This window comes from Embleya sp. NPDC005575, from assembly GCF_040605455.1.
In the GTDB taxonomy this organism is placed as follows: Bacteria; Actinomycetota; Actinomycetes; order Streptomycetales; family Streptomycetaceae; genus Embleya.
In genome coordinates, this window is sequence record NZ_JBEXCV010000026.1 from 41,408 (window position 1) to 55,769 (window position 14,362).

Below are 14,362 nucleotides of genomic sequence, written 5' to 3' on the forward strand. Positions count from 1 at the left end.
GCCGCGGTGACTCGTCCCGCGGTCACGGTGGTCTGCGGATCGATGCCGGACAGGGCCTGCCTCCAAGGGGTCGCCTGAGGCGCGAACTCCCTTTATTACTCGGGTGTTTACCAGTTCCCGGTGCTCGTCGCGGCCTTTGTCGCACCGTCGCGGTTCGCGAGGATACGGGTATGCCGCAGAACGCTCAAGAGGCAAGACACAAACGCGAATCCACGACGCCGGCGGGTCCTCGAACCCGCCGCCCCGGCCTGCTTTTGGGAGTGGAGGGGTTGGAAGCGCACGACATCGGGTCCGCGCTGTTGCGCTCGATCTCCTCTCCTCCGCGGATCTTCGTCGGGTCGGCTCGCGAGCCGAACGCCCGACCGGATTTCGCCACCTTGATGGCGCTGGCCGAGGCGGTCGGGGGCGAGCCCTACATCCGCGGGGGACGATCCGCCTCCGAGACCCTGACGCTGGTCGCCATGCAGACGCATCGCTACGAGTCGACCCGGCTGTTCCTGGCCGCCGGCCGCACCGTCGTCGAGCAGCGCGGCGTATACACCGCGGCGGTCGAGGACGCCGTCACCCGTCATCCCGGCGACTCGGATCGGGCCCACTGGGCGGCGCGACGGTTCTTGTCCACAGTCGCCGAGTGGCGTCCGCTGCCCGACGTGGTGGCGCTCTCCGTGGACGAACCGGAGGCGGTCGTCGAGCGGTTGCGCCAACAGGACCGCGAGCAGACCCTCGATCCGGAGCAACTCCTGCAGAAGGCCGCCTTGTTCCAGTTGCTCGCGGCGGATGACCCGGACCGGTTCCGGATCTTCGACCGGCGCGGGATCGACGAGACGGGGCTGGGCAAGGCGGTACGCGAGTGGTTGATCCGGATGCTGCCGGAGGAGATGGTCTCGCGGTCGGCCTGAGCGGGAGAAAACGAAAGGCGCCGACCCCCGTTGGGGGTCGGCGCCCGGCTTCGCGTCTCAGTTGCCTCGGGCCGGCTGTGCGAAGGACATCGGGTCGTCGCGGGAAGCCGGGGCGAGGTCGCGGCGGAGACCGTGTGAGCCACGTGGCGCCCGGGGGCCGGCGGCCCGAAAGCCGTCTCGTCGGGTACCGCCGCCTCGGCCTCGGCTGTGCGGCGTGGGGGAGGAAGACATCTGTTCGTCCTTTGCGTTCGTGGTGGGGTTCAGGGGTTCAGGGGTTCAGGGGTTCAGGGGTTCAGGGGTTCAGGGGTTCAGGGTTTTCGGGAGGGCCGTCGGCGCAGCACGAGTACCGCGAGACCGGCGCCGAGCACGATCGCCGCGGACAGCCCCGCCCAGACCAGCGAGCCGTCGAAGGCCGAGGATTTCTCCTCTTCCCCGGACGAGTCGATGAGCTTGTGTTCGGTCCGGATCAGGTTGCGCGTGGCCGGTGACTCGTTCGCCGGCGGGGTCGAGGGTCGATCAAGGCCGAGAGTGTTCGCGTCCTGCACGTACACCGGGCCGGGTTCCTTGTTGCCGGCCACCGACACGTCGACGGCCAGTGGGCGCGACTCGCCTTCCCCCTGGGCCGCTACGGCGATGTAGTACCAGCCGGGCAGCATGTCGGCGACCTCTTGTTGCCGGTCGCTGCGATTGAGGAAGCGCACCGGTCGGGTGGCGAAGGGATTCTGTCCCTTGGCGAAGATGTGCTCGGTGTCGTGCACGCCCCACGAGTCCTGAGCCAGCTGCTCGCGGATGGGATTGTAGAAGTGGGTCTGTACTCCGATGATCTGCTTCCCACCGCCGACCCGGGTCTGGAAGGCGAGGCTCTGGCCCCAATCGAGGTGAACCCGGTAGAAGGCCCACTCCCCCGGGGCGAGGGTGTCGGTGTAGTGGCCGGAATCGGGCAGGGTGGTCGCCGAGGCGAACGAGCCGCCGCCGACCACCGGTCGCGCCACGCCGCCCGGCTCGGTGTATCGCGCGATGTCGGCTTCGGCGGGACCTTGGTCCAGGGCCTGCGGTTCGAGCAGCACCTGGAGTTCAAGCGGCGCCGGGGGTCCCGTGCCGCGGCGGGTCACCGAGAACACCTGCCGTCCCGGTCGAACACATCCGTTGGCATCGGTACCGGAGGCCGTCCAACGCACGGAGGCCGTGACGACCTTGGACAGGTTCTGGTCGAGGCCGGTATCCGAGGTGCAGACGCCGGAACCACGCTCGCCGATCTGCTTGACGTCGAGCGCTTCGAGGCCCTTGATCCTGCTGACGGTGGTGCCCGAGACGTAGGCGGTATGGCCTGCGGGCACGTCCACGGCGTAGTACTTCACTTCCTTGTCGGCCAACTCGTCCAGGTAGCTCCCGGGAGCCAGCGCCGCGGCGCGAGCCGGATCCGAGCCACCGTCGACCGCGACCCCCGTCGGTTCGTAGCCGCGCGGCGCGGTCTTGGCGACATTGATCCCAGTCTCCGGCTCGGCCCGCTCGTTCATCGAACCGGAGGCGTCCGGCACAAGCATCACCGGGGCCGGTCCTTCGAGTTCGGCCGCTTGGGCGGACAGCCCGCCGGTGAGTGCCGACGCGGCACCGAGCGCGACCGTGAGGGCGGCGGCCGCGCAAGCCGGAAGTGCTCTGGATCTCATGTCCGGGAATGTAGATCGAATTGCAGTCGCAAACAAGAGATTCGCTAGTAGAAATTTTGGTGCGCCTACAAGCGCCCCGTTTGCCTTGATTGAGCAGCTTATGGAGCGTATGACCAGCTCGTTTTCGACTCCATGCAGCCCCCGCCTGCCCTGTGCGGGCCGACCATCGCACGACCGGACCGGCGTTGCAGTTGCAAACATCCGGTCGGTGATCACGAAGGTGCCTGCCGCTCGCGGCAACGCGCACATTCACTGTGCACATCGAAACTCATATTCGCCCGATCGGCGCTTTGCCAGTGCAATGTATAACCGGAAAACCGAATCGGTGGCCGCTCGCGCTCTTGTACTCTTGCCGCAGGAATCCGATGCGACCCGACCGGTCTCCGGAGCCGAACAAGGGCGAATAATCGGCGCAATCGAGATATCACCCTCCCAAGGTGCAGTGGCGTACACCTGCGTGCGGCCGCCCGGAGGGCGGGCACGTTCGCATCGCATGAAATCCACATGCGAGAAAGAGCCGATCCAAGAGTTGAGGCTGGAGGTGCGATGAGCAAACCGACGGTAACCAATCCGTGGATCACCGCCACCGTCACCGAAACGCCCGAGGTCTTGGACCCGCAGCCGGCCCCGTCGCCCACGATGATGCCGACTCGGCCTCGGCCCGGAGCGGTACTACCTCCGCACGACGGTGGTCTACCGATTCGACACCTCGACCCGAACGAGCAGGCGCCGTGGTGGTGGCTGGGCTGCCACGGTGGTGCCGGTGTCGGCATGTTGAGCGCCACGTTCCCCGACGGTCGGGACGCGGATCGGCACTGGCCGGTCCCCGGTGACGGCACGTCGACGAGCGTCCTGCTCGTCGCCCGCACCAACGTCCCGGGTCTGCGGGCGGCGCAGACGGCCGCCCGGCAGTGGGCCTCGGGAGGCGTGCCGCAGGTCCGGTTGCTCGGCCTGGTGGCGGTAGCCGACGCGCCCGGCACCCTGCCCAAACCGTTGCGCGATCTGCTGAAGCTGGTGGCCGGGGCCTTTCCCCGTACCTGGGCCGTCCCATGGATGGAACCGTGGAGATTCGGCGAAACACCTCCGGTCGCCGAACTTCCGAAACCGCTGGCCCGGCTGGCCGGGGATCTAAGCCACGTTGTTGCGAGAAACCGAGGCTCCTGGTGATATCTACTGTTTTCGCTGCGATCAATGGAATTCAGGCATGGGCAACCGACGATGATAAGCCTCCGTCGCCGCCACCCCCCGGCAAGCCGAACATGCCGAATCCGAAGACTTTCACGCCGAATAAAGATCTCACCGACGGCATCGCAAATATTGCCGGCGTGGTGTCCTACGGAATCCTCGTCTTCTCGTTCCTGGTCGCCCTTGTATGCACAGGCATGATTTGGAAGGCGCACAAGGACGGCGGGCAGGCGTCCTTCGTCGGACTCGGCATGGCAATGCTCACGGTGATTGTTTCCGGCAGCCTGGCCACCATCTTCAACCAGGTGACCTGACCCGCGAACCCGTCCCCTTTTTTCACCGTGATTCGCGGCCCCATTCGGAGTAGAGCGCATGGCCTGGTTGAGAAAGGAACAGTCGGCATCGAGCGGATATGACGACGAAGGCAGCCGTTTCGCACAGCCCGGCTTCATCGCATCCGCACTTGTCATCCTGTTCGTCGTCCTCAGTGCCGTCTATCTCGCCGTGGCGGGCGGGGACGGAAAATCTCGAGCCGCCCCGCCTACCACATCGCCCAACGTCGCCCCGGTGACGCTCGCACCCATCCCGGACTCGGTGTCCGTCGATGCGAACGCGTGTCCCGTCACGCAGGTAGCGGATGTGACCCGCCCGACCCAACCCCCCCGGGATGTCGCGTGGCAGTCGTTCCGCACGGTACTGGTCCCGGCCTCTTCGACAGCCGGGCCCCTGGTCACCCAAGGCGACGTGGCTCGCTGCTATCAACAGACGCCCACCGGCGCTCTGTTGGCGACCGCGCAGATCACGATCCGGTACGCCTTCGCGGAGAACTGGCGCAGAGTGGTCGCCGAGCAGGTCGTACCCGGGCCGAACGCGGACGCCTATTCGCTGCCGCGCATCGAACAGGAGTTGACCCGTGGCGCCCCGCGCCCACCAGAGCCGGGGAGCCTGTCACAGATCGCCGGTTTCAAGTTCGTCGCCTTCAGCTTCCAATCCGCTTCCCTGGAAATCGCACGCCGTACACCGGCCGGAAATTTGCAGGCGTTCGTGCACACGGTCGTCTGGACGAACGGCGACTGGAAATTGGAACTCCAGCCGGACGGTGCCGATGCGCCGATAGGTAGAAATCTGATCTCGCTGGAAGGGTTCATTCCCTGGGGGGGCTCTTAAAACGTGGAGCGGAAAATATGGCGGGTCGCGCGGCCTCGGGCCGCACGCCGCCCGACCCGTCGCAGAGCCTTCTTGATGCCGGCGCGTGTCGCTGTGGTCTTCGGCTTCGTTCTGTCCTTCCTCGTCCTGCAAAGCGGTCAGCCCAGCAGTGCCGTGGATAAATATGACAAATCTTGCGTCTGGTTTCCGGACAATGCCGCAGGATCGAAATGGACCTTCTATTGTCCGGCCGAGGATTCCTCCAAGAAGGATGAAACCGGCGTATGGGCCGGTTTTCAGCTCATCGGCGGCGACACGGCCAAGGCCAAGAAAGACCTGGACAAGTGGCGCAAGGACGAACTCAACCTCACCGGTAAGGCACTGGAAGCGGCCGGAGGTCTCGGAAACGAGCCCAATACGCTGGACGCGCCGCAGAACAGATCCTTCATGCTGGACGGCGCTGAGAACGCCCAGAGCCCGTGCGTCCTGATGGACGGAAAGCATGGGGGCGCCAAGGAGAAGCGCGAGGTCAAGTGCGTCGAGGTGCGGGAAATGCTGATGAAGGGGGAGCATCCCTGCAATCTCGCACCGGCGCCGTCGCGCGGGCTGTGCGGGCAGGATCACCGGTCCTGGGACGAATGGGGAAAACATCAAGGCGACACGCTGACGTGCGACAACACCTCGAAGATCTCGGCCTGCCCCGAAAATAATGCGACCGCGCAGAATGCGGCGAAGGGTGAAGACACCAAATTCTTGAACGAACCCATAACGTACATTCGGGACCAGAGCAAGAGCGCAGTGCGCACGACGTTGTTGTGGTGGATCAAGGCGCCGGATCCCTTGATCAGCGAAAGCGACAAAACGGACTGCGACGAGATGACCGGCAAGTACACGGACCGCACGAAACCATATCCGTGCAGCAGGAACACCACCGACTTCCTCACCCGGCACACGAACCCGTTCACCTACTTCCTGGCACTGGCCTGCGTCATATTCGCCGGCTTCAAGCTCGCGTACACGCGCGACGCGAGCTCGGTGAAGGATGTCGTCAAGGGAACCATCACTCTCGTGCTGGTCACCGGCAGCGCGCTCTTCCTGGTCAATGTCGCCGTCAGAGCCTGTCAGGCATTCACCGATTGGATCGTCGTGCGAGGTCTCAGTCCGGAGACCAACGGCGCAGCCAACCCGGACCTCGCACTCCAAGACGCCGCGGACAGATTCGCGCAGAGTCTGGAGGGGTTCAATGCCATCGTGCTCTTCCTCCTGGCCGCGTTGGTCATCATTTCGTCCAACATGGTCCAGTACTTCTACATGACGGCCCGCTTGTTTTTCGTGATCGTGCTGACCGGGACACTTCCGCTGACCGCCGCAGCCACCTCGACGGCGGCCGGCAGAAACCTGTTCCAGCGGCACATCTCGTATCTGGTCGCCTTCATCTTCGTGAAGCCCGCATCAATGATCATCTTCGTCGCGGGCGCCCGGCTCTGGGCACCACCGGGATATCAGGGTCTGGACCCCAGCGATCAGTTCCGCGGCTTGTTCGTGCTCGCACTGGTCACCCTGGTCGGTCCCGCGACCGTCCGGGTCGTCTTCGCCATGACCGGCCCGGCGGCCGGCTCCAACGCGGCGAACCTCGGTGCGGCGAGCGCCATCCTGACAGTCGGCGCGAGGAGCGTCGGAGCCGCATCGAACCTGGTGCGACACCGGAACCAAGGGGGCAACTGATGAGTAACGTCACCAGCCACGACGTTCGCACATATGGAAACTGGCAGAAGCCGATCTCGCCGGGTCTGGGCCGCTTGGGCTTCATCGGCACCGTGGCCGGCATCGGTGGCCTGCTGCTCGTCATCCTGGTGATGATGATCTCGTTCGTCGGCGCCCTCGTCGTGGGCGTGCTCATCGCCCTCGCCCTGCTGCCGATGGTCATGCGCGACAAACACGGTCGCAACGGCTTCCAATGGGCTGCCGCCCGTGTCTCGTGGAGCGCGGGCAAGGCCCAGGGAGCCCACCTGTACCGATCGGGCCCGCTCGGTCGGCTCTTTCTCGGCACCTGCAAGCTCCCCGGCCTCGCCGCCGCCTCCAAACTCCACGAGGCGCACGACGCGTACGGCCGACCGTTCGCCCTCGTCACCATTCCCGCGACCAATCACCACACCGTCGTCCTCACCTGCAGCGCCGACGGTGCCTCCCTGGTCGATCCCGACCAGGTGGACACGTGGGTCGCCTACTGGGGCCTGTGGCTGTCCCAGATCGGCCACGAGCCCGGTCTCGTGGCGGCTTCGGTCACCATCGAGGCCGCACCCGACACCGGCGAGCGTCTGCGCGGCGAGATCGACGGCAATGTGGTCGCCGGGGCGCCTTCGCTCGCCAAGCAGGTGCTGGAGGAAGTGAGCGAGGCGTACGGACAGGGATCGGCACAGATGTCGACGCGGGTGGCGCTCACGTACTCGGGGGCCGCGCGAGGAGCACGGGCACGTCGCAACGCCGAGGAGATGGCGGTCGATCTGGGCATGCGGCTCCCCGGACTGTGCAGCAGCCTGCAGATGACCGGGGCCGGCCCGGCCCGGCCGATGACGGGTCGGGAGTTGACCGAACTGGTCCGGGTCGCCTACGACCCGAGCGTGGCCACCTTCATCGATCAGGCCCGTTCCAAGCGCACGAGTGATCTGCGTTGGGACGACGCGGGCCCAACGGCCACCGAGGAATCGTGGGGCCACTACCGGCACGACAGTGCCTTCTCGGTCACGTGGGCGATGTCGGAGGCTCCTCGCGGCGAGGTGTACTCGAGTGTCCTCACCCGACTGGTGTCTCCGCACCCGGACATCATGCGCAAGCGAGTGACCCTGTTGTACCGGCCGCACGATCCCGCGACGTCGGCTCGACTGGTGGAACGCGACCGCAAGGACGCCATGTTCAAGGCGAAGCAGTCCAAGGTCGCCAATGCCCGCGACTCGATCGCGGTCCAAGCCGCCGAGCAGGCCGCCCGCGAAGAGGCGACCGGCGCCGGACTCGTTCGATTCGCGATGCTGATAACCGCCACTGTCAACGACGCCGCCGACATCAAACTCGCGGCGTCCGCGGTGGACAACCTCACCGCATCGTCCCGAATTCTCGTGCGGCGCGTCTACGGCTCGCAGGCCTCCGCGTTCGCGGCGGCACTCCCGTTGGGACTGGTTCTCCCCAACCATCTCAAGCTCCCGCAAGCCCTGCGTGAAGCGGCGTGACGCGTCGAGTCCCCGGAACACTCGTTTCGGAACAAGGGAGTTGAGTCCGTTGACGAACAACACTTCGGTCGATCACACCACCGCCTTCGGCGAATCGGCGCCCACCGCGGCATTGCCGGCGCCGGACATAGCGCGCAAGCGTTGGGGCCGAAAGTCAAGTCGGCCCGCCGATGCCGCCGGCAAGCAACCTCGGCCGCAGATTCGACGGCCGGGACCGAGGGGCTTTCGCGGCTGGGGTCAGGGGGCACCCGCGTACGTCGAGACCCCCCCGGAATGGCGGGGTACCACGGTGCAGGTCTGCGGACTGTGGCCCTTCGGCGCGGGCTCGGGCACACCCGGCGTCGGCGTACCGCTGGGCCGGTCCCTGGCCGGCGGCGCCACGGTGTGCTGCGACCCGATCAGTTGGTTCACGCGTGCCAACCTGTTGCTGAACCCCAGTGAGTTCGTGCTCGGCAAGCCTGGACTCGGCAAGTCCACGATCGTGCGAAGGCAGGCTCTGGGGCTCGCCGGATACGGCGTCAATCCCGTCGTCTTCGGCGACCTCAAGCCCGACTATGTGGATCTGATCCAAGCCCTCGACGGTCAGGTCATCACGCTGGGGCGCGGGCGCGGCTATCTCAATGTGCTCGACCCCGGAGAAGTGACCGAGGCAGCCGCACGGCTCCCGCTCAAAGCGCGGCAGGCACTCCTGGCGGAGGCGCACGGCAGGCGATTGAACGCGGTGGCCTCGCTGATCACCGTCTTGCGCGGGCAGCCGCCGACGGACCGCGAGGAAAGCATCCTCAACGCCGCGCTGACGGTCCTGCACGACCGACACGACGGCGTTCCGGTGATGGCGGATCTGGTGCGGTTGTTGCGGGAGGCCCCCGACCCGGTCCGTGCGGTGGCGTTGGATCGCGGTGATCTCGCCCGCTACCGGGACATCACCGAGGGCCTGGAAGCGTCGCTGGTCGGTCTGCTCGGCGGCGGGCGACTGGGTGAACTCTTCGCGCACCCCACCACCGAGGCCATGCACCACGACCGCCCGGTGTGCTTCGACGTCAGCAGCATCGACGACTCCGAGGGCCAACTTCAGGCCGCGGCCCTGCTGGCCTGTTGGAGCTATGGGTTCGGCGCCATCTCGGTCGCCCAGGCCCTGGCGGACGCCGGACTGGAGCCGCAGCGGCACTACTTCGTGATCCTGGACGAACTGTGGCGTGTCCTGCGCGCCGGGCGTGGTCTGGTGGACCGGGTCGACGCGCTGACCCGGCTCAACCGCCAACGCGGCGTCGGCATGGCGATGATCACGCACACCATGTCGGACCTGCTGGCGCTGCCCACCGAAGAGGACCGGATGAAGGCCAAGGGCTTCGTCGAGCGCGCCGGCATGGTCATCTGCGGCGGTCTGCCGGCCGCGGAGATGCCGCAGCTGACCGAAGTCGTGAGCATGACGGAGTCGGAGCAGCAGATCATCACCGACTGGTCCACTCCCCCGTCCTGGGACAGCGAGACGGGCACCGACTCGGCTCCTCCCGGGCGTGGGAAGTTCATGGTCAAGGTGGGCGGGCGTCCCGGCATCCCCGTTCAGGTCGAACTCACGCCGTCCGAGCTGCGCATCAACGACACGAACCGCAAATGGACGACGTGACATGACGGGGCGAGAAACGGGCGTCGGTCGAACGCAAGCGGGCACAATCTCCGGTCGTGTTCTGCTGATCGCGGCAACCGTGGTCCTGGTCCTCCTGACGAGCGGCACCCCGGCAAGGGCGGACAAATCGAAATATCCACCGGCCGATTGCCTCCAGGTGCCCCGTGACCTGCACGGCGTCGTCTTCATGGTCTATTGTCCGGGCAAGGAGGCGTATGTATATTCCAACAACGTAAATGGCTGCAAAGGAGGACCGACCGAGCCCACGTTCGTCAACTTGGACGGCCTTTCGGACCTGACGCAGTGGGGGTGTCGTTACGATGTCGCCAAAGAACTGAAGGACTGGTTGCTCGACGACAAGAACAAGACCGCCGGGCACGTGGATCCCCATAATATTCGGGAAAACCCTTGTGATGCCCTTCCCAAGAAACACAAAACCGGATGCCCGGACATCCGCCAGTCCAAATTCCAGGACCTCTCCACGCATCCGTGCATGTTGAAGAACGCGTCGGGTGAATATTTCATCGCGCTCGAGCAGCAGAGCAGGTGCCTGAAGGACAACGAGTGGTTCAACAACGGAATCAAATCACCACCCCGTGGCGACAAGAACTCGTACAACACCCAGGACTACTCGGGCCCTCCCGAGGTCATGGACCCCCTCATGGAGGGCGCCGGCTGGGTCGCCTGGGCCTGCCTGGTGGGCTGCTTCTTCAGCGCGTTCTGGTGTCTCTTCCAATTTGTCGGCGCACGCCGTAGCGGCGGGGAGATGGCGCACGGAGTGGTCTACGTGTTCATCGGCACCCTGATCGTCGGCGGCGCATCCAGCATCACCCAGTTCGTACTCGCCTAGCGACACTCCCGACCCGGCAGGCTCGGCGAATGCAAGAGAGGAGGTTCTCGACGTGAGTGCCACCAACAACAAGCGTGGCCCCAGCCCGTACGGCGACATGTACATGATCCTCGCCGTCGCGTGCGTGCTCATGGCCGTCACCGGAGCGATGTGGGTCGGCGCCACGGCCACCAGCGCCGAGACGGATCTCAAGCCGCCGCCACCACCCGCCATCCTGCTCGGCCTGGTGCTGGACAAGTACACCTGGCCGGGGACCGGGGCCACCGTCGTCACCGTCGCGCTGTGCGTGGTCATGGCCGCGGTGGCCGGCGGCGCGACCTACCTGGTGATCGTCTACCGACGCGGCCTGCTCGATATCGATCGGGCGATTCCCTACCTGGCCAAGCCCCGTGATCTCCGTGCGTCCACCACGAAGGGCGTGCGCGGCAAGGCGGACGGGTTCGGGCTGGATCCGACCGAAGTGCCCGGGCTGTACATCGGCAAGACCGTGCGCCACGGCGTCGACGTGTGGGGCTCCTGGGAGGACATGCACGTGGACATCTGGGGGCCGCGTACCGGGAAGACGACATCGAGGGCGATTCCCAACATCGTCGCGGCGCCCGGCGCGGTGGTCGTCACCTCCAACAAGCGTGACATCGTCGACGCGACACGCGGCTCGCGAGCCCGGCGCGGCAAGGTGTGGGTGTTCGACCCGCAGAACCAGGCCGGCGCCAAGCCCACGTGGTACTGGGATCCACTGTCCTACGTGGGCAGCAGCATCACGCTGGCGGTCAAGCTGGCGGGCCGGTTCTCGTCCATCAACCGACCCGCCCACTCGCGCAGCGACGCGTACTTCGAGCCGGCGGCGGAAGACCTGATCGCGCATCTGTTGCTGGCCGCGTCGATCAGCGGGAAGTCCATCTCGCAGATCTTCACCTGGCTCACTCGCCCCACCGACGACACCCCCGAGCGCATTCTGCGCGACGGCGGACACATCGCCTCGGCGGACGCGGTGGACTCGGTGATCACCGCGCCGGATCGGCAACGGGCCGGTGTCTACGGCACGGCGGCCCAGATCGTCTCCTTCCTCGTCGCGCCGACGGTGACCGCGTGGATCGAACCGGGGGACAACCCGAACCGCCCGGCCTTCGACTACAAGGCGTTCGTCCGCGGCGGTGACACGCTCTACATGTTGTCCGAAGAGACGAACAAGATGGCCGCGCCCCTGGTCACGGCCTTCACCGCGGCGATCGCCGAGGAGGCCGAGAACACCGGACGAGACTATCCGGGCGGCCGGTTGCCGATTCCGATGCTCTTCGTGCTGGACGAGGCGGCGAACGTCTGCCCGTGGAAGGCACTCCCGGACAAGTACTCGCACTTCGGTTCACGCGGCATCGTGATGATGACCATGCTCCAGTCCTGGGCCCAGGGGGCCGCGGCGTGGGGTGACGGCGGAATGGCGAAACTGTGGGGCGCCGCCAACGTGCGTGTCTACGGAGGCGGCGTCCTGGACACCAAATTCCTCGGCGACCTCTCGGCTGCCTCCGGCATCTTCGAGCCGGGCACCACCAGTTACTCCCGCAAGTCGACCGACTTCTTCGAGAGCAACGTGAACAAGGGGTCGCGTCCCGAGCCCGTGCTCGACGTGGCGGACTTGACCTCGATGCCACGCGGTCGTGCCTTCGTGCAATTCAGCGGGACGAAACCGGCGCTGATCCGCACGATTCCCTGGTGGGAAACCGAGTACGCCGAGGAGATTCGGGAGTCGATCGCCACGTTCGATCCGAGCGCCCAGGCGCCGATGGCACTCAAGAAGGTCTCATGAGCGATCCTCGCGAATACGAACCGCTCGTCCACCGGGACGTTGTGAACGAGCCGGCACCCGAGACCGAGCCGAAGCCCGAGCCCGAGAAGCTGTTCTTTCCGTCGGTGGAAGTGTTCGTCACCGCGTATCTGGCGCCGTTGTTGCGGCGCCGGCTCAACCGGTCGTTGGCCGTGTGGTGCCCGAGTTGGTGGGCACACCCGGAGGCCGTCGCCCGGTTGACCAGCCTGTGGCGGGCCTTCGAATACCTGCGCCGGGACCCGGCCCTGGGTGTTTCGACCTGGTGGACCCACCATGCCGATCCGCACCTGCGCGCCCTCATGGATCCCGATGTCGGGCCGTTCGCGGTGTGCGACCCCAGGGACGGTCATTCGAGCAGCCCGTTGGGACCCCTGCCGCTGACGCCCGTTCCGCCGGGGCTGCTGGACCACCCCGGATTCCGGGTCGAGGAATCGATCTTCGACAACATGCGGGCGAACGAAGCCGAGCACGCCGCGCGGGACCGGCCGACCGGTTATCCCAAAGACAAGGTACTGAACAAGAACATGGGTTTCTGATTCACGAGGAGAGGCGGCGATCATGGCCGATGAAACCGGTGTCGAGGACATCCTCGGGGGGTTCTACGACCTCGTCGGGGCGACGATGCAAAGGGCGGAGCAGACGCTCGACGTGATCGGTAGCCAGGTAAAGCTCGGCGATTTGCTGCCGGGCCTGAGCGTTGCTGCCAATGTGGCCAAGGGAGTGGCGACCGGGCGATAGCCCGGTCGCATCGACGCACAGGGGACGGGGAAAGGGATGCAGAAGAAGACGGCGCTCGGGGTGCTGCTGGCCCTTTCTCCCGGCGGGTTCCTGGTCTTCATCGTCCTGATGACGGCTCTCATAGCCGCCCACAATCCGCTCAACTTGCTGAGGAATCCGCAGGTCCAGGCCGCATACAATGCAAACGCCGTTCCCGCCCAGTACAGGTCGTTCGTGGCGGAGACCGGAAAAGTGTGCCCCGAGGTGACCCCCACGGTCGTCGCCGCGCAGATCGATCAGGAGAGCGGCTGGCGGCCGGCCATCGTGAGTCCGGTGGGCGCGGTCGGTCTGAGTCAGTTCATGCCCGGGACGTGGGCGACGTGGGGCGGAGGAGCCCCACAGACCGATCCGAGGGCCAACATCATGGCTCAGGAGCGCTACGACTGCCATCTCGCCGGCGAGGTCCGGCAGATGCAGGCGGGCACGTACCAGGACAGCAAGTGCTCGATGATGATGCACGGAAAGTTCTACTCCAAGCCCGCGCCGAAGGCCGGTGAGATGCGCGGCGAGGTCTTCGACCTGATGCTCGCGTCGTATAACGCGGGTCCCGGTGCGGTGTGCTATTACCGGGGTATTCCGCCGTGGGACGAGACCGAGGGATACGTCCCCGGGATCAAGAACACCATGAGCAAGTATTCGGCGCCGCCAATCATAAGCGCCGTCTACTCGGGCGACGACAAGACACTCGGTGGACGAGCCGTCAATCTCGCCAGAGCAAAGATCGGCATGTATCCGTACTCCTGGGGCGGTGGGACCTTCACCGGGCCGAGCCTGGGCATCGAGCAAGGCTCCAAAACCGTGGGATTCGATTGCTCCGGCTTCGTGCGCTACCTCTTCTACCAAGCCTCCGGCGGGGCGTTGAAACTTCCGCGCACCGCAGGCGTACAGGCCAGGGTGGGCCAACGGATCCTTTCCTCGGTCGGGCCGCCGAGCAAAGCCGAGGAGGCCAGGATGCAGCCGGGGGACGTCATCTTCTTCACCTATTCGGGCGGCACTATCGGCACCGGATTCACCCACCACACGGCCCTGTATGTCGGGAACGGAACAACCATCAATGCTTACGCGACCGGCACGGTCATCAGGGAGGATCTCTTCTCCAAATTCTCCCCAACGGACGTGTGGACGGTCCAGCGCTATTCCGTCGCCACGACCGCACAGGCCTGAG

The 14,362-nt window shown here is 66.0% G+C and carries 13 protein-coding genes; 12 read left to right on the forward strand and 1 reads right to left on the reverse strand.

All coding sequences use genetic code 11. The features are described from left to right. The first annotated feature begins 269 nt into the window (after window positions 1–269). The gene (locus tag ABZS54_RS11965; RefSeq protein WP_355533794.1) at window positions 270–899 is read left to right on the forward strand and encodes a hypothetical protein; all 630 of its coding nucleotides are present in this window, start codon (window positions 270–272) and stop codon (window positions 897–899) included. Window positions 900–1,207: 308 nt separating this feature from the next. Here ABZS54_RS11965 and ABZS54_RS11970 read toward each other — a convergent pair whose 3' ends face one another. Next, window positions 1,208–2,566, reverse strand: coding sequence for a hypothetical protein (locus ABZS54_RS11970; protein WP_355533796.1), 1,359 nt, complete (start codon window positions 2,564–2,566; stop codon window positions 1,208–1,210). Window positions 2,567–3,112: 546 nt separating this feature from the next. Between ABZS54_RS11970 and ABZS54_RS11975 the strand changes: the two genes are divergently transcribed. The 11 genes from ABZS54_RS11975 (at window position 3,113) to ABZS54_RS12025 (ending at window position 14,361) form a co-directional block, all read left to right on the forward strand. Then, window positions 3,113–3,733 (forward strand): DUF6668 family protein, encoded by a 621-nt coding sequence (locus ABZS54_RS11975; protein ID WP_355533798.1) that lies wholly within the window; start codon window positions 3,113–3,115, stop codon window positions 3,731–3,733. Next, a complete protein-coding gene (locus ABZS54_RS11980; RefSeq protein WP_355533800.1) occupies window positions 3,730–4,065 on the forward strand; it encodes a hypothetical protein in 336 nt (111 codons plus the stop codon). Before ABZS54_RS11975 ends, ABZS54_RS11980 begins: the two co-directional genes overlap by 4 nt. Window positions 4,066–4,123: 58 nt before the next feature. Continuing rightward, window positions 4,124–4,918 carry a hypothetical protein gene (locus tag ABZS54_RS11985; RefSeq protein ID WP_355533802.1) on the forward strand — a complete coding sequence of 265 codons (795 nt, stop codon included), beginning with the start codon at window positions 4,124–4,126 and terminating at the stop codon, window positions 4,916–4,918. Between the two features lie 75 nt (window positions 4,919–4,993). Next, a complete protein-coding gene (locus ABZS54_RS11990; protein ID WP_355533804.1) occupies window positions 4,994–6,622 on the forward strand; it encodes a hypothetical protein in 1,629 nt (542 codons plus the stop codon). After that, on the forward strand, window positions 6,622–8,121 hold the full coding sequence (locus ABZS54_RS11995; RefSeq protein ID WP_355533806.1) for an SCO6880 family protein: 1,500 nt from the start codon (window positions 6,622–6,624) through the stop codon (window positions 8,119–8,121). Before ABZS54_RS11990 ends, ABZS54_RS11995 begins: the two co-directional genes overlap by 1 nt. A gap of 289 nt (window positions 8,122–8,410) precedes the next feature. Continuing rightward, window positions 8,411–9,748 carry an ATP/GTP-binding protein gene (locus tag ABZS54_RS12000; RefSeq protein WP_355533808.1) on the forward strand — a complete coding sequence of 446 codons (1,338 nt, stop codon included), beginning with the start codon at window positions 8,411–8,413 and terminating at the stop codon, window positions 9,746–9,748. Between the two features lies 1 nt (window position 9,749). Further along, window positions 9,750–10,598, forward strand: a complete 849-nt coding sequence (locus tag ABZS54_RS12005; protein ID WP_355533810.1) for a hypothetical protein — start codon at window positions 9,750–9,752, stop codon at window positions 10,596–10,598. A gap of 52 nt (window positions 10,599–10,650) precedes the next feature. Continuing rightward, on the forward strand, window positions 10,651–12,402 hold the full coding sequence (locus ABZS54_RS12010) for a TraM recognition domain-containing protein (RefSeq protein WP_355533811.1): 1,752 nt from the start codon (window positions 10,651–10,653) through the stop codon (window positions 12,400–12,402). Next, window positions 12,399–12,956: a DUF4913 domain-containing protein gene (locus tag ABZS54_RS12015; protein ID WP_355533813.1), complete on the forward strand. Its 558-nt coding sequence runs from the start codon at window positions 12,399–12,401 to the stop codon at window positions 12,954–12,956. The genes ABZS54_RS12010 and ABZS54_RS12015 overlap by 4 nt, the downstream gene beginning before the upstream one ends. A 22-nt stretch (window positions 12,957–12,978) precedes the next feature. Beyond that, on the forward strand, window positions 12,979–13,158 hold the full coding sequence (locus tag ABZS54_RS12020) for a hypothetical protein (protein ID WP_355533815.1): 180 nt from the start codon (window positions 12,979–12,981) through the stop codon (window positions 13,156–13,158). Between the two features lie 36 nt (window positions 13,159–13,194). After that, window positions 13,195–14,361: an NlpC/P60 family protein gene (locus ABZS54_RS12025; protein ID WP_355533817.1), complete on the forward strand. Its 1,167-nt coding sequence runs from the start codon at window positions 13,195–13,197 to the stop codon at window positions 14,359–14,361. The last annotated feature ends 1 nt before the right edge of the window (window position 14,362 follow it).

Excerpts from the sequence above, each read along its gene's own strand:
- ABZS54_RS11985 (WP_355533802.1), top strand. The coding sequence starts at position 4,124 with ATGGCCTGGTTGAGAAAGGAACAGTCGGCATCGAGCGGATATGACGAC.
- ABZS54_RS11975 (WP_355533798.1), top strand. The coding sequence starts at position 3,113 with ATGAGCAAACCGACGGTAACCAATCCGTGGATCACCGCCACCGTCACC.
- ABZS54_RS12015 (WP_355533813.1), top strand. The coding sequence starts at position 12,399 with ATGAGCGATCCTCGCGAATACGAACCGCTCGTCCACCGGGACGTTGTG.
- ABZS54_RS11990 (WP_355533804.1), top strand. The coding sequence starts at position 4,994 with ATGCCGGCGCGTGTCGCTGTGGTCTTCGGCTTCGTTCTGTCCTTCCTC.
- ABZS54_RS11995 (WP_355533806.1), top strand. The coding sequence starts at position 6,622 with ATGAGTAACGTCACCAGCCACGACGTTCGCACATATGGAAACTGGCAG.
- ABZS54_RS12020 (WP_355533815.1), top strand. The coding sequence starts at position 12,979 with ATGGCCGATGAAACCGGTGTCGAGGACATCCTCGGGGGGTTCTACGAC.
- ABZS54_RS11970 (WP_355533796.1), bottom strand. The coding sequence starts at position 2,566 with ATGAGATCCAGAGCACTTCCGGCTTGCGCGGCCGCCGCCCTCACGGTC.
- ABZS54_RS12025 (WP_355533817.1), top strand. The coding sequence starts at position 13,195 with ATGCAGAAGAAGACGGCGCTCGGGGTGCTGCTGGCCCTTTCTCCCGGC.
- ABZS54_RS12005 (WP_355533810.1), top strand. The coding sequence starts at position 9,750 with ATGACGGGGCGAGAAACGGGCGTCGGTCGAACGCAAGCGGGCACAATC.